This window comes from Mucilaginibacter sp., assembly GCF_035492695.1.
In the GTDB taxonomy this organism is placed as follows: domain Bacteria; phylum Bacteroidota; class Bacteroidia; order Sphingobacteriales; family Sphingobacteriaceae; genus Mucilaginibacter.
The window spans coordinates 1-22,507 of sequence record NZ_DATJJC010000024.1 but is presented as its reverse complement, the minus strand read 5'-3'; the positions used below and the strand labels follow the sequence as shown (position 1 = coordinate 22,507).

Genomic DNA, 22,507 nt, shown 5'->3' with positions numbered 1-22,507 from the left:
TTAATATTATTATTTTAGTCACCAAAAGTTTACAGATGGAATTGCACGGAAACGGTTTTACCCTGCGCGGCTGGAAAAAAGGCGACGAGATATCCCTGCAAAAACATGCCGATAATACCAACATATCGCGGTACCTGCTGGACAGGTTCCCATCGCCTTACACCATGGTTGATGCTATATGGTGGGTTGAAAGGCTTATCGATCAACCAGAGCCACTGCTCAATTTTGCCATCACGATTAATGACGAGGTGATAGGTGGTATCGGCCTTGAACCACGCGAAGATGTTTACCGAAAAACCGCCCTGCTTGGCTATTGGCTCAGCGAGGAGTTATGGGGTAAGGGTACCATCACCGAAGCCGTAAAACTGGTAACCGCTTACGCTTTTGAGAAGCTTGATATCATCCGCATACAGGCTGGCGTATTAAGCAAAAACCCCGCCTCCATGCGGGTGCTCGAAAAAGCCGGGTACGTTAAGGAAGGGGTGTCCCGTAACGCTGTCATCAAAAACGGAGAGGTAATGGATGAGCATGTGTACGCGATAATTAAATAACATTTATGTTCACAATCCTCGACATTCTGAAAGTTGTCGTAATAATAATAACGATGGGATTTTTATTCAAAAGGCTTTTTGATCCCGCGAATGACAACAAGCTTTGGTCTGCTTTTAAAGTTATAGGTATCGCCTTTTCAATACTAATTGTCATCAGTGTTGTTGAATTTATTATAGCGACGGGGGCCAAATAATTGCTTCCTTTAGCAAGGCTGCTAATTTACCGCCCTGCCGGTAATATCCACCGTTTTACCAAAAGGGTTCAAATACCTGTTTGCCAGCACGGCAAACTCCAGCCGGGTAACCGGGCGCTTGGTATCTAACTCGCCGGGGAGTTTAAATTGGGTTTTCCACGATTTGCCGATCGCGTTTTCCAGCGTTTCAGGATCGGTAAGGGTATAATCGCTGATAAAATATAAAAGATTGCCAAGGGTTAGTTTGTCGCCCGGTTTTTCCTTGCTGAACCACAGAAAGGCACGCGTATAAAATTCGTTCAATACAGGTTTTACCTCATCGGTGTTCACAATGGCATCCGGTTCAAACTCAAGCTCGATAGAGTTGCCGTCTACTTTCTGTACGCCTTTTAACATACCAGTTGCACATACCTGCTGAATGGCCCTAAAATGCGGGTCTTGTTGTGGTATATCGGTAAACGGAACCAGGTAGCCTTTAAAATCGAGTATCTCGCCCTGTATCACACGCACATTCAGGTGTTTGGTAGTGGTTTTAAAAAAAGCACAGTAGGCGGCAGTTGCACCAACACCCTGCCCCAAAGTCATTTGAACAGAGGGGTACATGGTGCTGACATTTACCAGGTCGGTAACGGCTATTGCTTTTTCGGTCACCAGCAGGTTTTCGAGATCTCTCACAACTACCGCCCCCAGCGGTATTGCATACGGCGAATGATATTCTATGGTCAGATCCCGTGGACTTGCTGCGTAAGTAAGTGCAAATGAGTTATCGTAAAAACTTTCACCCACGCCTATGGATGTGCGGTACAATTTCGATTCGCGGCTGTAGGGTTTTAAAATGTCATCCTGCACCATGCGCACCATGCCCCTAACGCGCCGGCTTTCCTTAATATAAGGCAGGTAAGCCAAATGATCGCCTGTTGCAAACTGGTTATCCAACCCCAGGTTTTTAAATCCGCGTTGTGTTTGCAGGTAATACAGCAAGCCGAGCGTACGTAATTTCGCTTTTTGATATAGCTGATCCTGGTTTTCAGGCTTTAGGTCGGCGGGGTTGATATGGCCCTGCGGCCAGTTAAGCATATACTTGTCATTGGGTATTTCGATGGCCTTCAGCATCTGCTTTATATCCTTGCCCTTAAAGTAATTGTAAAAAGCCGGGTCGTAGCCATCTGTTTTAGGTATGGTCTTGTCGGCGTTTTTACCAAAATCTTTAACAATGGCTATCCAGGTAATATCACCTATCTCGTCCGATGCTTTTTCAGTTACGTTGGTTGTTTCTGTTACAAATTGGGCGCCGGCTTTAAGGGCCACTTCACCGGTCTCGGTACCGTCTACCACTACTTTGGCTTTTACCGTTACCAATTCGCCATTCACCCGGATCACTACTTCCCACCCGGTGCCGTCTTTTTTTATGGTTGTCCAGGGAGTTTTCATTTTTACCGTCAGGTTTTTTACCGTATCGGTCATCTTTTTTAGTATTTCGGCGGCTGTTTTGGGTTCAAAACGGAGTGTTGCGTTTTGCGAAGTATCGTAACCAAGCCTTGGCCGGTAGTAATCGATCACCCGGCGCCTGAATTCGCCCCAGATACCTGATGGCAGATCGCGGTTGCCTTCCAGCACGCATACGCCACCCATCGTCATGGTGCCGCCCAGCCATGGCCCGGGCTCCACCAAAAGGGTTTTCACCTTACTGCGCGCGCTTTGTATGGCCGCCGCCACGCCGCATGCGCCGCCGCCTATAACCAGTACATCGGTTTTAATGGTTTCAGCATTGGCAAAGGAGGAAATAATAAGTAAGAGGAGTGTAAGTAATTTTCGGGTCATTAGTTTAATTCAGCAGCACTAAAACGCTAAAATAGGTTAAACCTTGCCTACGGCAAAACAATAGTCCGCGTAATATCATAATTTTCAAAAACAACACCCGGATTTGCCCGCAACGGCAATTTTATTTATACTTGAAAGCACACCATATAATCCATTTTCGAGAAGAACCATGACAGACGAAGAATCAAAGTACCCCATCGGTAAATTCGCCCCGCCCGTAAGCTATACTGAACACGCCATGAACGGCTGGATAAACGACATCCGGGTGTTGCCCGGTAAATTGCGTAATGTAACGCTGAGGTTAACCGAGGAGCAGTTAAATACCCAATACCGCACCGGCGGGTGGACCATCAGGCAGGTAGTGCATCACGTGGCCGATAGCCACATGAACTCCATTATCCGTTTTAAATGGGCGCTTACCGAAGAGAACCCGACTATCAAGGCGTACGAAGAAGGCGATTGGGCGCTATTACCCGACTACCGCCTGCCTATCGAACCTTCATTAAAAATGCTGGAAGGTATCCATCAGCGCCTGGTTTCTCTTTTTGAAAGCTTTACCGACGAACAATGGAGCCGCACCTTCGTTCACCCCGAAACGGGCGCCACCATACCGCTCAAGCGCAACCTGGCGCTGTACTCGTGGCATGGGAAACACCATTTGGCCCATATTACGGAGACAATAAAGAGATTTTAGAAAAGGGATGTCATTTCGAACGATATTGAGAAATCTTAAACAGCATACATGTGCGTTATACCCGGCGTATAAGTTTTCTCTTCGCTGCGCTCATTCGAAATGACATGAGTGGGCAAATCGGTGCGATCCCACCTCATCGGTGTAATCAAAATCACTAAATTCGCCCCATGACGATCTGTGCCGGACTCGATTTTAACCTGCTGGGGCAGGACCTTTTATTATTACCACAAAAAGCGATCTACTGGAAACAGGAAAAAGCCCTGATTGCTGCCGATGTACACCTGGGCAAGGTGGGCCACTTTCGCAAAGCGGGTATTGCTGTGCCGCGGGATATGGAGCAAACCGATCTGTCGGAATTATCCGACCTGATCTACGAGCATAAACCAGCAAAACTCATCTTCCTGGGCGACCTGTTCCACAGCGATATGAATGCCGACTGGGAATGGTTCAGGATGTGGCGGCAGCAACATAAAAAGCTGGAAATTCACCTGGTACGCGGCAATCACGACATTATTCACGATCAGCATTACATCGAATTGAATGTTGCCCTGCATGATGATATGCATATCGGCCCTTTCCTGATGCTGCACCACCCGCTTACCGAAGCTAAATTAGACAAAACGGAAGCTTACGCTTTTTGCGGGCATATCCATCCCGGTGTGCATCTTTCAGGTAAAGGGCGGCAAAGCGTCACGCTGCCTTGTTTCGCCTTCGGCGAAAAGCAGGGTGTCCTGCCGTCCTTCGGCAGATTCACCGGGAGGGTTGCCATCCGTCACCAAAAAACTGACAGGATATTCGGGGTGCTGAAGGATAAGGTGATAGCGATTGGTTAGCGTGGACTCACCCCGACATCGTTACACTCGTCGACCCTCTCTCCGCCTTCGGCGCAAAGAGGGTTGGACTATTCTTCCTCTTATTAATTCCGTCCTTAAGTCCAGAATAGAAACGAATTTTCATATTAAAGAAGAAAACAAAATAACCCTCTTTACCGCTCGCGGTAGAGAGGGTGGTCGAGCGAAGCAATGACCGGGTGAATCAACTAAACGCCATGCTTTGTTTTTAGAACGTTTCTAAATAAATGTTTACTGTGGTATTTCCCCGTCCTAATTATTATTTAATAAATACTTTTGCCGAATAAATCTAATTCATAATGAGCGAATTTAAGGAAACCTTTAACTCCTCGCTGGGAAAGAAACTCATCATGGCCCTTACAGGCCTGTTTTTGTGTACTTTCCTTATCGTGCATGTTGGCGGTAACGCGCTGCTGTTCAAAAATGACGATGGCTATGCCTTTAATATGTATGCTAACTTCCTGACGCATTTTCCACCGATAGAAGTTATAGCCTACATTCTGTATGCCTTTATTTTGGTGCATGCCCTGTATGCCCTCATCCTGACGGTAAAAAACCGGAAGTCGCGCCCCGTGGGTTATGCCGTAAAAGCATCGGACAATGCTTCGTGGTCGTCAAAGAACATGGGCCTTTTGGGCTCCATCCTGTTCCTGTTCATCGTTATCCACATGGGCGATTTCTGGTACCACTATAAGTTCACCAACGCGGTTCAGTTTAAGGAGTACCGCACCGACCTGTCGTCGGGCGTTACGCAATCGGTTGAGTTTGTGCCTAAGTCGGCCGATTTTGAACACTCCATATCGACGGAAAACAACATTGAGATCGTAAGGGTGAAGGACCTACACCTGCGCGTAGCGGCGAGTTTCGCAAACCCGGTTTATGATATATTTTACGTGATAGCCATGGTAGCCGTATCGTTCCACCTGTTGCATGGTTTCCAGAGCGCGTTCCGCACATTAGGATGGACGCACCGTAAATACACGCCGATAGTCGAATTTATCGGCACCTGGTTTTTCGCTGTCATCATCCCGATAGCGTTCGCACTGATGCCGATAGTGTATTATTTTAAGAAATAGTCCGTATGTCGGAAAGTCAGGAAGTCCGCAAGATGGCTTCTGTAAAGTTTAGAATTTAGATATTAGAATTTAATAATATGACTTTAGATGCTAAAATTCCTGCCGGCCCTTTAGCCGAAAAATGGAGCAAGCATAAGTTCAACCTGAAACTGGTGAACCCGGCCAATAAGCGCAAGTACGACGTAATTGTGGTGGGTACCGGTTTGGCGGGTGCTTCGGCGGCGGCTTCGCTGGCCGAGCTGGGCTATAATGTTAAGGCATTTTGTTTCCAGGATAGTCCGCGCCGTGCGCACTCTATTGCGGCGCAGGGTGGTATCAATGCGGCCAAAAACTATCGCAACGATGGCGACAGTGTTTACCGCTTATTTTATGATACCATTAAAGGCGGCGACTACCGCGCCCGCGAAGGCAACGTTTACCGCCTGGCCGAGGTGTCGGTTAATATCATCGACCAGTGTGTGGCGCAGGGTGTACCTTTCGCCCGCGAATACGGCGGTCTTTTGGATAACCGCTCGTTCGGTGGTGCGCAGGTGTCGCGTACTTTTTACGCCCGCGGTCAAACGGGACAGCAGCTATTATTGGGCGCCTATTCGGCACTGAACCGCCAGATAAACGCCGGCAAGGTAAAAATGTATACCCGTACCGAAATGCTGGATGTGGTTTTGGTTGATGGCAAAGCGCAGGGTATCGTAACCCGTAATTTGGAGAATGGTAAGATAGAAACACACTCCGGCCATGCAGTGTTATTATGTACCGGTGGTTATGGCAACGTATTCTACCTGTCTACTAATGCGATGGGCTGCAATGTTACTGCCGCCTGGCGCGCGCACAAACGCGGGGCCTATTTTGCAAACCCATGTTATACCCAAATACACCCAACCTGTATCCCTGTAACGGGCGACCACCAGTCGAAACTGACTTTGATGTCTGAGTCGCTCCGTAACGACGGTCGTGTTTGGGCCCCGAAAACAGTGGAACTGGCACAAAAGCTGCGCAAAGGCGAACTGAAAGCGGTCGATCTGAAAGAAGAGGACAGGGATTACTTCCTGGAAAGGAAATACCCGGCATTCGGTAACCTGGTGCCCCGCGACGTCGCGTCGCGAAACGGCAAGGAAATGGTGGACGAAGGCAGGGGCGTAGGCTCCACCGGTATCGCCGTGTTCCTTGATTTTGCTGACGCGATAAAACGCCTGGGCGAGGATGCGGTAAGGGCCAAGTACGGCAACCTTTTCGACATGTATTACCAGATCACGGACGAGAACCCTTATAAACAACCGATGCGCATTTACCCGGCGGTGCATTATACCATGGGCGGCCTTTGGGTTGATTATAACCTGATGACCAATGTACCGGGTTTGTATTGCCTGGGCGAGGCTAACTTCTCCGATCACGGCGCAAACCGTTTAGGAGCATCGGCATTAATGCAGGGCCTGGCGGATGGATATTTTGTGATACCATATACCGTTGGGGATTACCTGGCAACTATCGGCCCGAAACCGGTGAATACCAGTCACCCGGCATTTGAGCAAGCGAAAAAAGATGTAGAAGAACGCATCAAAAAGCTGCTTAGTCTGAAAGGTACTAAAACGGTTGATGAATATCACCGCGAACTGGGCCATATTATGTGGGAATACTGCGGCATGGCGCGTAACGAAGAGGGCCTGAAAAAGGCTAAAGGAATGATACAGCAGCTTCGTGTTGATTTCTGGAAGAATGCGATCGTTTTGGGTGAGAATGAAGAGTTTAACATGTCGCTGGAAAAAGCAGGGCGTGTGGCCGATTTTCTTGAACTGGGCGAATTGATGGTAGATGATGCGCTGATGCGTAAAGAATCATGCGGCGGCCACTTCAGGATAGAATCGCAAACGGATGAAGGCGAGGCACTGCGTGACGACGAGCACTTCGCATTCGTAGCCGCATGGGAATACAAAGGCGACAACCAGCCGGAGGAATTGCATAAGGAAGAGCTGGTTTTTGAAAATGTCCACCTGACTCAAAGGAGTTACAAGTAGAGATGCTGTTGAATGACCCGGTATTAATAAATTTATTAAAGCAGGCATACTCAGCTGAAAAGGCTGCATCTTTTGCATACCAGGGTCACGCGGCGTCGGTAAGGGATATTGAGGAAAAGAAGGCGATAAGGCAAATTGAAATAGACGAATGGAACCATAGGAGGGAAGTATTGACCATAATGCAGCAATACCAGGTTCCTGTTTCAAAATGGTACGAAATAAAATACCATTTAATAGGCAAAACGATTAGCGCGAGCTGTTATGTGATCGGTTGGTTTATGCCGTTTTATTTTGCCGGGAGCTTAGAAAGCGGCAACGTATGCGAATACGTGAGGATGAAAAGACATTTTAATGCGCTTGGGGTAACTGAGCACGATGAAATTTTATATGAAATGAGTTTGAAGGAAAAAGAACATGAAGTGTACTTTTTTCAAAAGATAGAGCATAATAAATGGCTGCCCTTTTTCGAAAAAGTGTTTAGCTGGGGAAATAAAAAGAAGAATGATATCGACCTGGAAAAAGGGTTCAGTATAGAGAATACTAATACGTATTGCGAGAATTATGGAGAATAACAACATGAACCTGACGCTGAAAGTATGGCGCCAGAAAAATGCGCAGACCGCAGGGAAATTTGTGACCTATAAGGCTGAAAGTATTTCGCCGGATATGTCGTTCCTCGAAATGCTGGATGTAGTGAACGAAAGCCTGATCCATAAAGGCGAGGACCCGATACATTTCGACCACGATTGCCGCGAGGGTATCTGCGGTATGTGTTCGCTTTATATCAACGGCCATCCGCACGGGCCGAAACGCGCTATAACCACCTGCCAGCTGCACATGCGCAGCTTTCACGACGGGCAAACTATTACTATCGAACCATGGCGCGCGGCCCCATTCCCGATCATCAAGGACCTGGCGGTTGACCGTTCAGCGTTCGACAGGATACAGCAGGCGGGCGGTTACGTATCGGTAAATACAGGCGGTGTTCCGGATGCCAATGAAATACCTATCCCTAAAGTGATTGCCGATGAGGCTTTCAATTCGGCTACCTGTATTGGCTGCGGCGCTTGCGTGGCAGCCTGTAAAAATGCGTCGGCTATGCTGTTCGTGTCGGCTAAGGTATCTCAGTTAGGTATGCTGCCACAGGGGCAGCCCGAGCGTTACCGCCGTGTGCAATCCATGGTTGCACAAATGGACGAAGAAGGCTTTGGTAACTGTACCAATACCGGTGCCTGTGAAGCTGAATGTCCGAAAGAAATTACCTTAACCAACATATCGCGCATGAATAACGACTATTTCAGCGCCAAACTGTTCAGGCAGGAAGAACTGCATGAGCAGGGACGTGGGGAAGGGTAATAGTATTCCTTTTACTCCGTTGTCTGTGTCCTCACAGACAACTTGCCGGTGGTCGTCTGTGAGGACACAGGCTACGGGATGGTGTTAATATGTAAGATCGGTTACCCAATATCGATCACCAGCTTACCTTTCGCTTCGCCGGCTTCGATGATGTCATGGGCCTCATCTGCGGTTGCTAAGGTAAATTTTCGATCATCCAGTAATGGAACAAGCTTACCTGCTTCGGCTAGTTTTGTTGCTTCCTGCATAATTTCACCATGATGTTTGCGTCCCTTGCCCGTTAGCAACGGTAACAGGGTAAACACCCCCGAGTACGTGGCTCCGCGGAAAGATAGCGGCGCCAGTTTATGTTCGCCCCAGCCAAGACTGCTTACCACATGCCCTGTGTAGTTCTTCACCGCGTTAAATGAGGCATCGAGCGTCGCACCGCCAACAGTGTCGTACACAATGTCAAAGCCTTCGCCGCCGGTGTATTGGTTTACGTAGTCGGCGACCGCAGTTTTACGATAGTCGATAAAAGTAGCGCCCAGGCTTTCGATATATTTCCGGCTATGTTCACTGCCGGTAGCAAAAACTTCCGCGCCAAATGCTTTCGCTATTTGCACGGCAACATGGCCAACGCCCCCCGCTCCGCCGTGAATCAGTACTTTTTGCCCGCCTTTTACTTTAGCCCGGTCGACCAGGCCTTCCCAGGCGGTAATAAATACCAGGGGCAGAGCGGCTGCCTGTCGCATGCTCAGGTTTTTTGGTTTTATCGCCAGCAGGTCGGCATCAAATACGCCGTATTCAGCAAGCGTACCGGGGTTGCCGCCCACGCCGCCTGCCATACCGTAAACCTCGTCGCCCGGTTTAAAGGCAGTAACATTCGGCCCAATTTCTTCAACCACACCGGCAAGGTCCATCCCTAAAATTGCAGGCAGGGTTTGTTTGGCATGCCCGGCCATACCTTTATGTATCTTGTTATCAAGCGGGTTTACGCCACTGGCTTTTATGCGTACCAAAACAGAATGATCGCCCGCAGCCGGCCGCTCAATTTCAGTAAACTTAAATGGCATATTTGCTGTTTCCAATAGGAGTGCCCGCATGGCGGGGTGGTTGCTTTCTTTCATGGCAATTATTTTGACGCAAAGTTAGGCAAGGCTTTAATAAACGACTGTTTAAGATTTGTCAAGATATAATAAGCGATAGGCCAAAAGAAGGAAGGGAGCGTTTCGCAGGGATCACGGGAAAATATGAAAAGCGCCACTATTATTTTAAGAAATTTATTAACTATTGGACCTTATTTCAGTAAAATAATTATGTTTTAACTGATTTTATAAAAAAATTATACATTTAAGTAAGTATTTATGAAAATTTATTAAAAATCATTTGTTTTTTTGATTAAATACTTCATAAATTACATTTTTTTAAAAATAACTGATCAATTTATAATGTTTTAGAGGATGAATTATGCAGGAATCAGGTTATTTTAATAATTACGCGCCCATAGATGGCACCTGGGATGAAATGTATGAGCCGGAAGGCATCCGTTCTCATTATAGTAGAGTGATCGATTACCTGTCGAGGGAATCATCCGACGACCTGACCAGGAAGGAAGAACTTGCCAAAAGACTTTTCATGAGCCAGGGTATTACCTTTACTGTTTACAGCAGCGGCGAAGGGATAGAAAAAATATTTCCGTTCGATATTATTCCCCGTATCATTACTGCTGATGAGTGGGCGTTTGTTGAAAAAGGCATCAAACAACGGCTAAAGGCGCTTAATCTTTTCCTGAAAGATATTTATAGCAACCAGTTTATCGTCAAAGACGGCCTGGTGCCAATTGATATTATCTACTCCTGCCCGCATTTTTTGCGCGAGATGTACCGGCTGGAAGTGCCTTATGATATCTATGTACATATCGCCGGCATCGACCTGATCCGCGACTTTGACGGGACATTTTACGTGCTGGAGGATAACTTGCGCACCCCTTCGGGCGTGAGTTATATGCTGGAGAACCGTGAGATCACCAAACGCCTGTTCCCCGACCTGCTGCCGCAATGCGGTGTACGCAGCGTAATGGAGTACCCATCGATTTTGTATAAAAACCTGCTGTCGCTTTCTCCGCGGCAGACGAGCAACCCAACTATTGTACTGCTGAGCCCGGGCATATACAATTCGGCCTATTTTGAGCATACCACCTTAGCTCGGCTCATGGGCGTTGAACTGGTGGAGGGCCGCGACCTGGTGGTTAAGGATCAGAAGGTATATATGAAAACTACGGTAGGCCTGCAGCAGGTAGACGTGATCTATCGCCGCGTCGACGATGAATATCTTGACCCGCTGGTATTTAACCCGTCAAGCATTTTAGGTGTGGCGGGTATAATGGGCGCTTACCGCAAAGGTAATGTGGCAATAGTGAATGCTATTGGCAATGGTGTGGCCGATGATAAGGCGATATACATTTACGTGCCCGAGATGATAAAATATTACCTGAACGAGGAACCGATACTGAAAAACGTGCCAACCTACCAATTAGGTAATGACGACGAACGCAAGCATGTTTTTGCCAACATCAACAAAATGGTGATCAAAAAAACCAATGAAAGCGGCGGCTATGGTATGCTGATGGGTCATGCTGCCCCTGATGAAGAAATAGATACTTATAAGAAAGAGATATTAAAGGCCCCGCGCAATTTTATTGCGCAGCCAACCATCAGCCTTTCCGCTGCGCCATGTTATATACAGGGGGCATTGCACCCGCGCCGGATAGACCTGAGGCCCTACGCATTATGCGGACCAGACGGTATAGAAATAGTACCGGGCGGGCTGACAAGAGTTGCGCTGAAGGAAGGTTCGCTGGTAGTGAACAGTTCGCAGGGCGGGGGGAGTAAGGATACGTGGGTGCTGGCTTGAGGCGAAAGGGTAAAGGTAAAAGGTTTTTGAATGTTGAATAATGAACGCTGAACACCGAATTTCGAAGTTGTTACTTCATCATTCATTATTGGACATTCGATATTCGTTATTAAAATTATGAGATGTTAAGCAGGGTTGCAGCAAGTTTATATTGGTTAAGCCGTTACGTGGAGCGCAGCGACGGTATTTTGCGTATGCTGAAGATCAATTATGCTTCGTCGCAGGATACGGTGCAGGAATTTACCTGGGAACCTGTGGTGCGTATATTTTCGGGGCATGATGAAGAGACGGAAAAATTGGGCAACGACAGCCGCGCGGTTATCCGCTATATGGTTACAGGTAAGAACAATCCTAATTCGATCCTGAACATCATCACCTTTGCCCGCGAGAATGCCCGCGGTGTGCAGGAACATATCACTAAAGACTTGTGGCAATGCCTTAATGAGTATTACCACACCGTGAAAGACCCGAAACTTGATACCGCGCTGCGGAAGGACGACCCGATAACGGTACTGGATATCCTGATCAAACAGGTAATGCTGTATTACGGCACGGTGGAAATTACCATGGAGCGCGGCGAAGGGCGAAGTTTTATGAACCTGGGAAAATACCTGGAGCGCGGCATACAATCCGTGGATATCCTGGATACTAAATTCGGCTCGATAGACCATAATCCCGATCTGCTGCGCGATACCACTTACTGGAAGCATTTACTGCTGTCGCTGGGTGGCTACGAGATCTACCTGAAAACCTACCGTACCGGTTTCGAGGCGGAAAATGTACTGGAGCAGGTGGTGCTGAACAACGATTTCCCGCGTTCGGTAATCTACGCGGTGAATCATATACAACGGTATTTTGAACGCTTGAAAAGCGATAGTAACATGGATAGTTTCCGCCAGCTGTCGTTCTTTATCGGCAGGCTGCAGAGCCACATTCGTTACAGTTCGGTTAAAACTATTGAGGATGAAGGGTTACACACCTTTTTGACCCAGATACGAAGCCAGCTTTTTAGCATTGGCGATGCATTGAATAATCATTACTTTGCCAACTCCTGATAAACCTGTTGATATAATACCAAATATGCCTGATTTTAGAATAGAACATATTACCCGCTATACCTATCCCGCTCCGGTCCGCGACAGCGCCAACCAGATCATTTTGTACCCGATAAAAGATATATTCCAGGAGGTTACCAGGCAGGAAATAACGATAACCGGCGACCCGGTTATTGACACTTTTACCGATTATTACGGGAACGAGGTGGGCACCTTTACGCACAGCGAGCCACACACTTCACTCACCATTAGTTCGAGATTATGGGTCACCACACATCACCGGCAACTACCTGGGAATGACATTTTCCCTGGGCAGCAGTGGGAGGCTTTAAAGCGCCTGGCATACATGGTGCCTTATATCGATTTCCTGAAACCCGAATATTTCGAAGGTGTAAATGAATTGCTGACAATTGTGCAGGCAGAAAAATCAAAGGACGACACCCCATACCAGGTTGCATTGCGTTTTTGCCGCTATGTATATGATAACTTCAAATACATAAAGGGCGTGACGACGGTTGAAACGACGATGGATGAAATTTGGAAATTAAAGGCAGGCGTTTGCCAGGACTTTGCGCACATATTAACCCTTATGCTGCGCCTGGTAAATATTCCCGCACGGTATGTAAGCGGCTATATTTGCACCCATCGCAATACAAACATGCGCGGCGAAGGCGCAACACATGCCTGGGCCGAAGCTTATATACCCGATTATGGCTGGCTCGGTATCGACCCGACAAATAATTGCGTGGCTAATGAAACACATGTTCGCCTGGCAGTGGGGCGCAACTTTTCGGATTGTTCGCCGGTGCGGGGTGTTTATAAAGGATCGTCAGACCATGTGCTGGAAGTTGCCGTATCCGTAGGATATGAAGATGATCTGCCCCCATCTCAAGCAGCGAACGAGGCACCCAAGGCGCCTGAATTTAAACCGGTGGACGACCGTCCAAAAAACAGTTACCAGGTTTACATGGAAATGCTGCAGCAACAACAGCAGCAACAGCAATGATCAGGATTTTTTAACTGTTTCCGCTAACGTGTCAATACTCGGAGCTTTTTCAAAGGCCCTTACTAATTTCCCGTTTTTGCCATAAATGGCTATGTAAGGAGTGGTGGCCACGTGATAATATTGCTGCACCAGGTAAGTGCGTGCTTCGGTACCTACGGTAATGTTCGGATATTTTTTCAGGTCGAAGTCGCGGTTAAAATTCCGTATCATCGCCAGCCTGTTATAATCGGTAAAGGTTACCATCACGATCTGTGTATTGGCAAATTCCCTCATTTTGGGCTTCATCTCGTACATCAGGTGCTGGCAATGGCTGCAATCGGGCGAAAAATAAATGATCATTACCGATTTATGGGCCTTCAGATCTTTTGGCGTAAACCAGGTACTATCCGCCTTCAGTATTTTGAAAGGCGGGATGTTCTCAATGTTTTGGGCCGGTTTGTTTTGTGCGTTACTACACCCTGCGGCTATGATTAGGCTAAAAAAGACAATTAATTTTTTCATTATGCGATAAAAGTAACAATTCTTATTGATGTGTAAATGTGCAGATTTCAAATGTGCAAATGATTTAGTTTTTTTATAGATCTGTATATCCGCACATCCGCACATTCATCGAGACTCCAGCAACTCCATTTGCCAGGCAATGTGCTCTTCTGTTATTGGATATAACGCATTATTGCGGATAGTCTGATAAACAGCCTCAAATAAATGCATATAATTCCCTTTTTCCGAAGGAATATTTTCGGTTGTCTTCTGAGTATCGGCGCCTATGGTCACCAGCAAGCCCTCTTCGCCCGTAGGCTCAATGCCGTATTCAGGGTCGTTTGGTCGCATGGCTTTATCCAATTGCACTTCCTGCACATCCACCCGGTTTTTGAGATAGCTGCCTAAGGTGCCATGTACCACGAAGGACGGCGTTGGCTGCGCGATGAGCAAGCCGGAGGTTAGATAGACGTTAAGCTGGTGAGGGTATTGCAGGTGGAAATGAAAATAATCAGGCACCTGCGAATTTTCGCGGTAAATGCCGCTTGTCTTTTTGAAAGTTAACGGTCGCCCGAAAAGGCTGATCGCCTGGTCGATCAGGTGCGGCCCCAAGTCGTAAATAAGCCCGCTGCCGGGTGTTGTTTTTGTTTCCTTAAACACTTTTGGGCTCAATGCCGCTTTATACCGGTCGAACCGGAAATGCACCTCTATAAGTTCGCCCAGCCGCCCGCTTTCTATCATTTTCCTTACCGATGTAAAATCGCTGTCCCAGCGCCGGTTCTGGTAAACCATTACGTGTTTGCCCATCTTTCTGCCCAGGTCGAAAAGCGTTTTCACTTCCGTGGAATTGGTAGCAACGGGCTTTTCAATTAACACGTGCTTACCTGCTTCAAGCGATTTTTTTGCCAGTTCGAAATGAGTATACGGTGGGGTATTGACGATGATAAGTTCAATCCCGTCATCGGCAAGCAATTCGTCGGCACTGTTATAGCTCGTAATGCCCGGATAATGAGCAGCCGCTTTTTTCTCATGTCTTTCCACTACCGCGTTCAGTTCAAAGCCCGGATGAAGGGCAATAAAGGGAGCGTGAAATATCCGGCCCGACATGCCGTAGGCCATTAAGCCTGTTTTGATCGTATCTGCCATAGTCAAAATTAGTAATAGCGGTTTTTACATCCCGCAACCAAAGTCATCCGTCCCAATTGGCGAACCGTCAGGCATATTTACTACCGGGGCGGGTTTAAATTTATCGGGGTTCTTTTCAAATTCATTAAGCTGTGCCAAGCCGAATAAAAGGCTGGCTTTTTGCTCGCCGCTGGCCGTTAAAACTACCTTGTTCATCCATTTTTTCAATTCAGCAATTTGAAGCAGTGTTATACCGCGAACACTTTCCGGCGCGGAAGTGGTGGCGGCCAGCGTAAGCAGTTGTTTCAATACCAGGCCGTTTACAAGCCTTTGCAATTCGCCTTTGTAACCCGTTGATTGCGGCGCCTTCCAGGTTTGTGCCGCCAGCTTGTTTAAGACGGCTTCCAGGCCCGGTTGTTTGTCATCACGGGCGTGGTACTCTACCAAACGGGCAGCGCGCTCGGGCTGCAGCATAAATTCCAGTGTATTGCCTGCCGCCGATTCGGCCGCCGACATAGGGTCGAAAGTTAAACCTGTTCGCGATTTAAATGTTTCCCTTGTCCGCGGGTAACCTATTGGCCGCGGCGGTATCTTCTCGATCAGTTTTTCGGGCAGGGCCAGCGCGTCGGGCGTAATGGTACCCATCAATGCGTTAAATGCTTTCCATTGTTCGGCCGGGGGTACAAAGCGGGTGATGGTTTGCCCGTCGTTTTTGATCGCGAAGGTATAATACAATCCACCAAGCATTTTTGAGGCCGCTTCAACCTGGTAACGCTGCACCAGGTACATGGGCACCAATACTTCCTCGATGGTGGCCATCGGCGCATCCTGCCGTACCGCTTTTTCAGAAAAATTATCCAGCACATGCTTCCGTATCACCATCAGCCGGCTCAGCTCGTCGGCGGCATTAGTGCCCGCATCCCACAAATGGGCCTGCGGGTGCGCACTGCCGGCGGGCCGGGCATCGTCGTCCGAGATAAATAAATACCCTTGCTTCAGCGTTTCCGTCATGATGTTTTTTAACGCTTCATCCTCATTGGTGCCAGCCGGGAAATCCTGGTAGCCGTATAATATGGCGCGTTTATCCCAGCCTCCTATGCCGGTGGCGTAGGCATTCGAAAGGTCGATGGTACCGTCGGTATTCAAACTGAAAACCGGCGGCGGGTAGTCCATTACCGACGCCCGGTTATTTACACTTGCCGCAAAATTATGCTGCAAACCCAGCGTGTGACCTACTTCGTGCGCTGCAAGCTGTCGCAGGCGGGCAAGCGCCATTTTCATCATTTTGTCGCTTGCGGGTTTACCGTCTTCGTAGGGCTGCACCAGGCCCTCGGCAATTAAAAAATCCTGACGTACACGCAGCGAGCCCAAGCTAACCTGCCCTTTGATGATCTCTCCTGTTCGCGGATCAAGGATCGATTCGCCATACGACCAGCCGCGGGTTGAGCGGTGCACCCACTGGATAAGGTTATACCTGATATCCATCGGGTCGGCATCTTCGGGCAATAGCTTTACCTGGAAAGCGTTTTTATAGCCAGCCGCTTCAAAGGCCTGGTTCCACCACGAAGCGCCTTCCATCAACGCCGAACGAACAGGTTCCGGAGCGCCACGGTCGAGGTAGTAAACAATAGGTTTTACCGGCTCGCTCATGGCAGCATTGGGGTCCTTTTTTTCCAGCCTGTGCCGGGTGATAAACCTTTTAACTATCGGCTCATTTATCGGCGTTGCATAGTCCATGTATTCATTATCGTAGTACCCGGCCCTTGGGTCGAACTTGCGGACCTTATAGTTATTGTCGGGCAGCTTGATAAATGAGTGGTGCATCCGTACCGTAACGTAGTTTGCGTCGGGCGTAACTGACCTGATCTCGGAGCCAATGCCTGTTCCGGCTAACGTAATAATGGCCTCAAACTCCGTATTCTCGGGAAAGCTTTTGGTATTGGGCATGTACATGGCCGAACGGGAATCGTCGGCATGATAATTTCCCTGGTTGCTGTTGCCCAGTTTTCGTGCCAGCTGGTGGCTGTCGCGAAGCAAAAAATTGGTCATATCTATCAATACCTTGCCGCTGTCTTCCGCTTCCACCTTAAAACCCCATATTACCGACTGCGCAAACGCCTCTTCAACCGATTTCCGCTCGTCAGGGTTGCTGCTTACGGCGCGGTAACTGTAATTGGGCTGTATCAGTAATATTTTATCGCCACTCCTGATAAATTTCACAATGCGCGAGTCGCCTATCTGTCCGCGGTCCATGCCCAGGTCGTTCGACCCAACCCCAGCGGGCAGCGAGTTGACGTATAGGAATTCGTCGTTCAGCCTGTCAACTTCCAGTAATACCTGTCCTGTTTTTTCATTCCAGTAAAAATTAAAGTAGCCGGTGTATTTGGCCAGCCCTTTGGTTTTGGATTCGATATCGTTTGATTTCTGGGCTTTGACGACCTGAAGTGAACAGACAAACAAAAGGAACAAGGTGATTTTTTTCATGATATTTTAGTTTAAGCAAATCATTGGGCTTTTGACAAGCTGCGAATATAATGCTTCCTAAATTGCGATATTTTGCCGAATAAATCAGGGTGTTTTTTCGATACCAACTGATGGTCATAAAAAAAGAGATTGAACCATGTTCAATCTCTTTAACCGGGAATTTCCTTATTGAAAATTTATTATTTCATGCTGGCTTTAATGGCCTTAATGGAATCTAAATGCATTTTCAACGTAGGCAATGTGTTTGTGGCGAACGCTTTCAGATCAGCGTCTTTGCAATTCTCCGATGCATCGGTGAATAATTTAACCGCTTTTTCGTGGCCGTCAACCATGGCGTTCACATAGTCTTTGTCAAAATCCTTTCCGCTCATTTTGCCCATGTCTTCGGCTTTCTTTTGCGCATCGGCATCAGGTGCAGCCGGTAAGGTAATATTTTTGGTTTTAGCTATGGCAGCCAGTTCGTCGCCGGCTTTGGTATGGTCGGTAACCATCATATCGGCAAATGCTTTAACCCGTTTGCTCACTGCCTTTTGCTGCGCCAGTTTACCCGCCGCAACTTCGGCCATGCCGTCGTTGGCAGCGGTCGTCACAAATTTGGCGTCGTTCTCGTCAACCGCGATGCCACCGGTTGCCGATGGGTTGGTAGAGGTGTCTTTCGTCATGTTGGCGCTGTCGGCGCTTTCTGTGGAATCCTTGGCTTTATTCTGGCATGCCTGGAAGGCAAATGCTGCAAAAACCACCATCATCATTAAACTTAATCTTTTCATAGTGAATGTTTTTAATCGATTTACATTTAGTTAACAATGCCTTTCAGGTAAGGTTTTTTCTTTTTTCGGCGATATTTTTTTCGGCATTTCTTCAGTAAAGTTTTACTATTTTTGAGACTCAAAAAAAACGGAGCAATATGAACTTTCCTGCTGAACTTAAATACACTAAGGACCACGAGTGGATAAAAATAGAAGGCGACACCGCCATTGTTGGTATTACCGAATTTGCACAAGGCGAATTGGGGGATATTGTTTATGTTGACGTTTCATCGGTAGGAAAAGAAGTGGCCCGCGAGGAGGTTTTTGGAACTGTTGAGGCTGTTAAAACGGTTTCGGACTTATTTATGCCGCTTACCGGCACAGTTACCACCCTTAACCCGGCGCTTGACAGCCAGCCCGAACTGGTTAACAGCGATCCTTACGGCGAAGGCTGGATGGTGAAAATAACCATAAAAGACGCGTCGGAAGTTGACGGGCTGTTGTCGGCAGATGCTTATAAAACCCTGATAGGGGCTTAATAAACCATAGAGAAATTACATAGGGCCCGCAAAAGCGGGCCTTAATTTTTTCTGGGTACTTTTGAATAACCGGGCAACAAAGCCTTGCCTGTTTATCGTATAAAAGAACAATAAAAAGGAGACAGGCATGAGAAAAATTAAATATGTTTTACTGGCCATTGCAGTAACCGGCCTTTCATCCTGCGGCATATTTAAAAAGGACTGTCATTGCCCGCATTTTAGCCGCAATCTATCCCCTGTAAAAACCGGGGAAACCGTTAAATACGTATAATTCTAAGAACATTGTAAAAAGTGACGAAGATCACTTGTTCTTATTTGGATTTAATTTAAATAAGATATACATTTGTTCATTATAAAGGATAAAGAACATGAGGCTTTCACAACTTGAGGTAGGAGAAACCGGGATAGTAAAGGAGTTTACCGACCTGGAAATGTCGGTAAAATTGATGGAGATGGGCTGTTTGCCAGGTGAAGAAGTAAGAGTTTCGCGTATTGCCCCGCTTGGCGACCCCATAGCTATCCACGTTTCGGGCTATCAATTGAGTTTACGTAAAAGAGAAGCCTCGACCATCATCCTGCAGTAGTTTTGTTAACAAGTGAACATTGATCTGAAAGTCGCGCTTGTAGGCAATCCAAACACCGGTAAATCAACGCTTTTTAATGTACTAACCGGGCTCAATCAAAAAATAGGCAATTTTCCTGGAGTTACGATTGATAAAAAGACAGGGATTTGCGATCTGCCCGACGGCCGCCACGCACAAATAATCGACCTTCCCGGTACTTACAGCTTATACCCCAAAAGCAGGGACGAATCCATTGTTTTTTCTGTATTAGCCGACCGGTCCAACCCGTTGCGGCCCGATCTTGTAGTCGTTATTCTCGATGCATCGAACCTGAAGCGTAACCTGTTGCTTTACACCCAGGTAGCCGACCTGAAGATACCGGTCATTGTTGCCCTGAACATGATGGACCTGGCAAAAAAATCTGATATTATCATCGATGTTGACGCCTTTGCCCGAAAACTTGGCGTACCTGTGGTGCCGATATCGGCAAGGAAAATAGAAGGTATTGATAAACTGAAGCAGGCCATCACCTTTGCCAATAAATTTGCCCTGCAGGAAGACACCATTGATGTAGAGGCTTTGGCCCCGCAACTGATAGCGCAAATAGGCAGGGAAATAGAAGTTGAAAATCCTTATTTCGCCCTGCAACTGGCACACCAGCACGAAACGCTGACGTTTCTGACCCCGGCGCAGAGCAACCGTATTGAAGAACTGGAGCACGAATTCAGCTTTCATTCGCAAAAAGCGCAGGCTTCTGAAACTATAGCCCGGTACAGCTTTATCAATGATCTGCTGTATGATACCGTTACTAAAAAGGAAACGGCCCAGGATCAGACCATCAGCAATAAGATCGACAAGATACTAACCCATAAAACTTTTGGGTTTATCATATTTTTTGCCATCCTGCTGTTTATTTTCCAGTCGATATTTGCATGGTCGGCTTACCCTATGCAATTAATAGCCGACTTTTTTGTGTGGCTGCAGGGTACGCTGCATAGGCTGCTTCCATCAGGCCCTTTAACCAGCCTTGTGGTTGACGGTGTATTAGGCGGCCTTAGCGGGGTAATGGTATTTATACCGCAGATAGCCATCCTGTTCGGCTTTATCTCGATACTGGAAGATACCGGCTATATGTCGCGTGTTACCTTCATGATGGACAGGATCATGCGCAAGGTAGGGTTAAACGGCAAATCGGTGGTGCCGCTCATCGGCGGTTTTGCCTGTGCCGTGCCATCTATCATGAGCACCCGCAATATCGAGAACTGGAAGGACCGGATGATCACCATTATGGTAACGCCGCTGGTTACCTGTTCGGCGCGTTTGCCGGTTTATACCCTGCTTATCGCTTTGGTGGTGCCCGACCGCAATGTATGGTGGATATTCAATATGAAGGGGCTGGCACTTACCGGCATGTACCTTTTCAGCCTGGTATCTGCGGTCACAGTAGCGTTTGTGATGAAGTTTATTCTGAAGGCTCGAGAACGTGGCTATTTTATTATGGAACTGCCTGTTTACCGTATGCCGCGCTGGAAAAATGTGGGTCATTCCATGTACGACAGGGCAAAAGCGTTTGTATTGCAGGCCGGTAAGGTGATCATCGCCGTGTCGGTTATATTGTGGGTTCTGGCATCATACGGCCCCGGCGACCGGTTCCAGCGCATTGAAGATAAATATAAGCAGCCCCGGTATACCCAACATTTAAATGCAGTTGATTTGAACCATGTTATCGCATCGGAAAAGCTTGAAAACTCTTATGCCGGCGCTTTGGGCCATGCGATAGAACCGGTTATCAGGCCGCTTGGCTTTGACTGGAAAATAGGTATCGCGCTTATAACTTCTTTCGCTGCGCGCGAAGTTTTTGTGGGCACCATGGCAACCATCTACAGCGTGGATGGCGATGCAGAAAAGATAGAGTCTGTTCAGCAAAAAATGCATACTGCTAAAAACCAGGATGGAACACCCGTGTTTACGGCGGCCGTAGCTTTCTCGCTGATGATGTTTTATGCCTTTGCCATGCAATGCGCCAGCACCGTAGCCGTAGTTTACCGCGAAACCAAAAGCTGGCGCTGGCCCACCATACAATTTGCTTATATGACCGTATTGGCTTATGCGGCCAGCTTTATAGCATACCATCTTTTGAGGTAAAAGGGTAAAGGCGAAAGGCCCTTGTAGCATATACGATATTTCTTTATAGTGCTTGTGGAATCAACGATTTATCCATCTTTTTTATGAATGGCTTAAGTGCATAATTGATTATCAAAATTATTGCAATATGAATTTTATGGAAAAAACAACCTGTAACCATCAAATTGAAAAAACCTTTTACCTTTCACCTCGATAAACTATCTTTGAGCTGAGGTAAGAATTGGATAAAGTAAAAGTTTTAGAAAAGTATCTTCCGCCTGAAGCGGCTCCGCTTATTGGCCGTTGGATAGATTACTTTAAATGCGAGTTTAAAATTTCGCGTAACCGCGGCAGCAAGTTTGGCGATTACCGTGCGCCGCATTCAGGCAAGGGACATCGCATCTCGGTTAATTACGACCTTAATCCCTACGCTTTTTTGGTGACCACTGTACATGAGTTCGCGCACCTGCATACCTGGAACGAGCATAAGCAAAAAGCCAAACCGCATGGCGCCGAATGGAAAAACAACTTCAAAAAAATGATGCAGCCTTTTTTTGAAAAAGAAGTGTTTCCACCCGATGTTAAACATGCTATTACAAGTTATTTAAACAATCCTGCCGCGTCAAGCTGCTCAGACCTTACATTATACCGTTCATTAAAAAAATACGACGTGCCAAAAGAGGCCGTATTTACAGTTGAAAAATTACCGGCAAAGGCCCTGTTCAAACTAAAAGACGGCCGGGTATTCCGTAAAGAAGAGAAATTGCGTAAACGTTATAAATGTATTGAAGTACATTCTAAACGTATTTATTTGTTTAGCCCGGTGGCAGAGGTGGAGTTGATGGAAGGTTAAAGTAGTTCGACTTAATATTTGTTTTGATCTACAAAATAATTTTATATTCGTTACAAATTATTAATCTAAACCTTAATGAAAA

The 22,507-nt window shown here is 47.1% G+C and carries 21 protein-coding genes; 15 read left to right on the top strand and 6 right to left on the bottom strand.

All coding sequences use genetic code 11. From position 1 onward, the window contains the following. Positions 1-35 precede the first annotated feature (35 nt). Positions 36-551, top strand: coding sequence for a GNAT family protein (locus VL525_RS14970; protein WP_325387841.1), 516 nt, complete (start codon positions 36-38; stop codon positions 549-551). A 215-nt stretch (positions 552-766) separates the two neighbouring features. Here VL525_RS14970 and VL525_RS14965 read toward each other — a convergent pair whose 3' ends face one another. After that, a complete protein-coding gene (locus VL525_RS14965) occupies positions 767-2,566 on the bottom strand; it encodes an FAD-dependent oxidoreductase (RefSeq protein WP_325387840.1) in 1,800 nt (599 codons plus the stop codon). Positions 2,567-2,735: 169 nt separating this feature from the next. On the opposite strand from VL525_RS14965, the gene VL525_RS14960 reads away from it, so the two are divergent. From VL525_RS14960 to VL525_RS14935, 6 genes are all read left to right on the top strand, one after another. Further along, positions 2,736-3,260 (top strand): YfiT family bacillithiol transferase, encoded by a 525-nt coding sequence (locus VL525_RS14960; RefSeq protein WP_325387839.1) that lies wholly within the window; start codon positions 2,736-2,738, stop codon positions 3,258-3,260. A gap of 167 nt (positions 3,261-3,427) precedes the next feature. Next, complete coding sequence (pdeM, locus tag VL525_RS14955) at positions 3,428-4,093, top strand: ligase-associated DNA damage response endonuclease PdeM (protein ID WP_325387838.1); 666 nt, start codon at positions 3,428-3,430, stop codon at positions 4,091-4,093. Positions 4,094-4,410: 317 nt separating this feature from the next. Continuing rightward, the gene (locus tag VL525_RS14950; RefSeq protein ID WP_325387837.1) at positions 4,411-5,187 is read left to right on the top strand and encodes a succinate dehydrogenase cytochrome b subunit; all 777 of its coding nucleotides are present in this window, start codon (positions 4,411-4,413) and stop codon (positions 5,185-5,187) included. Positions 5,188-5,264: 77 nt separating this feature from the next. Further along, positions 5,265-7,199 carry a fumarate reductase/succinate dehydrogenase flavoprotein subunit gene (locus VL525_RS14945; protein ID WP_325387836.1) on the top strand — a complete coding sequence of 645 codons (1,935 nt, stop codon included), beginning with the start codon at positions 5,265-5,267 and terminating at the stop codon, positions 7,197-7,199. 2 nt (positions 7,200-7,201) lie between these two features. Further along, positions 7,202-7,771: a hypothetical protein gene (locus tag VL525_RS14940; RefSeq protein WP_325387835.1), complete on the top strand. Its 570-nt coding sequence runs from the start codon at positions 7,202-7,204 to the stop codon at positions 7,769-7,771. Next, positions 7,761-8,555, top strand: a complete 795-nt coding sequence (locus VL525_RS14935) for a succinate dehydrogenase/fumarate reductase iron-sulfur subunit (protein WP_325387834.1) — start codon at positions 7,761-7,763, stop codon at positions 8,553-8,555. The genes VL525_RS14940 and VL525_RS14935 overlap by 11 nt, the downstream gene beginning before the upstream one ends. A gap of 101 nt (positions 8,556-8,656) precedes the next feature. Here VL525_RS14935 and VL525_RS14930 read toward each other — a convergent pair whose 3' ends face one another. Next, positions 8,657-9,664, bottom strand: a complete 1,008-nt coding sequence (locus tag VL525_RS14930) for a zinc-dependent alcohol dehydrogenase family protein (RefSeq protein WP_325387833.1) — start codon at positions 9,662-9,664, stop codon at positions 8,657-8,659. 340 nt (positions 9,665-10,004) lie between these two features. On the opposite strand from VL525_RS14930, the gene VL525_RS14925 reads away from it, so the two are divergent. The 3 genes from VL525_RS14925 to VL525_RS14915 all read left to right on the top strand — a co-directional run bounded on the left by VL525_RS14925 (position 10,005) and on the right by VL525_RS14915 (position 13,511). Continuing rightward, positions 10,005-11,450: a circularly permuted type 2 ATP-grasp protein gene (locus VL525_RS14925; RefSeq protein ID WP_325387832.1), complete on the top strand. Its 1,446-nt coding sequence runs from the start codon at positions 10,005-10,007 to the stop codon at positions 11,448-11,450. A gap of 122 nt (positions 11,451-11,572) precedes the next feature. Next, a complete protein-coding gene (locus VL525_RS14920; protein WP_147029951.1) occupies positions 11,573-12,505 on the top strand; it encodes an alpha-E domain-containing protein in 933 nt (310 codons plus the stop codon). 25 nt (positions 12,506-12,530) lie between these two features. Then, entirely contained in the window at positions 12,531-13,511 is a 981-nt protein-coding gene (locus VL525_RS14915; RefSeq protein WP_325387831.1) for a transglutaminase family protein, read from the top strand. Here the strand turns inward: VL525_RS14915 and VL525_RS14910 are convergent, their stop codons facing one another. From VL525_RS14910 to VL525_RS14895, 4 genes are all read right to left on the bottom strand, one after another. After that, positions 13,512-14,012 (bottom strand): hypothetical protein, encoded by a 501-nt coding sequence (locus VL525_RS14910; RefSeq protein ID WP_325387830.1) that lies wholly within the window; start codon positions 14,010-14,012, stop codon positions 13,512-13,514. It abuts the gene before it with no gap. 105 nt (positions 14,013-14,117) lie between these two features. Further along, entirely contained in the window at positions 14,118-15,137 is a 1,020-nt protein-coding gene (locus tag VL525_RS14905; RefSeq protein WP_325387829.1) for a Gfo/Idh/MocA family oxidoreductase, read from the bottom strand. A 24-nt stretch (positions 15,138-15,161) separates the two neighbouring features. Continuing rightward, the gene (locus VL525_RS14900) at positions 15,162-17,600 is read right to left on the bottom strand and encodes a zinc-dependent metalloprotease (protein ID WP_325387828.1); all 2,439 of its coding nucleotides are present in this window, start codon (positions 17,598-17,600) and stop codon (positions 15,162-15,164) included. A gap of 179 nt (positions 17,601-17,779) precedes the next feature. Further along, positions 17,780-18,367, bottom strand: coding sequence for a DUF4142 domain-containing protein (locus tag VL525_RS14895; protein WP_325387827.1), 588 nt, complete (start codon positions 18,365-18,367; stop codon positions 17,780-17,782). A 137-nt stretch (positions 18,368-18,504) separates the two neighbouring features. Here VL525_RS14895 and gcvH point away from each other — a divergent pair, with 137 nt between their 5' ends. The 5 genes from gcvH (at position 18,505) to VL525_RS14870 (ending at position 22,425) form a co-directional block, all read left to right on the top strand. Then, entirely contained in the window at positions 18,505-18,885 is a 381-nt protein-coding gene (gcvH, locus tag VL525_RS14890; RefSeq protein WP_325387826.1) for a glycine cleavage system protein GcvH, read from the top strand. Between the two features lie 127 nt (positions 18,886-19,012). Beyond that, positions 19,013-19,156 carry a hypothetical protein gene (locus VL525_RS14885; RefSeq protein WP_325387825.1) on the top strand — a complete coding sequence of 48 codons (144 nt, stop codon included), beginning with the start codon at positions 19,013-19,015 and terminating at the stop codon, positions 19,154-19,156. Positions 19,157-19,253: 97 nt separating this feature from the next. Further along, a complete protein-coding gene (locus VL525_RS14880; RefSeq protein WP_147029944.1) occupies positions 19,254-19,469 on the top strand; it encodes a FeoA family protein in 216 nt (71 codons plus the stop codon). Between the two features lie 12 nt (positions 19,470-19,481). Further along, on the top strand, positions 19,482-21,593 hold the full coding sequence (feoB, locus tag VL525_RS14875) for a ferrous iron transport protein B (RefSeq protein ID WP_325387824.1): 2,112 nt from the start codon (positions 19,482-19,484) through the stop codon (positions 21,591-21,593). Positions 21,594-21,813: 220 nt separating this feature from the next. Then, entirely contained in the window at positions 21,814-22,425 is a 612-nt protein-coding gene (locus VL525_RS14870; RefSeq protein WP_325387823.1) for a SprT-like domain-containing protein, read from the top strand. The last annotated feature ends 82 nt before the right edge of the window (positions 22,426-22,507 follow it).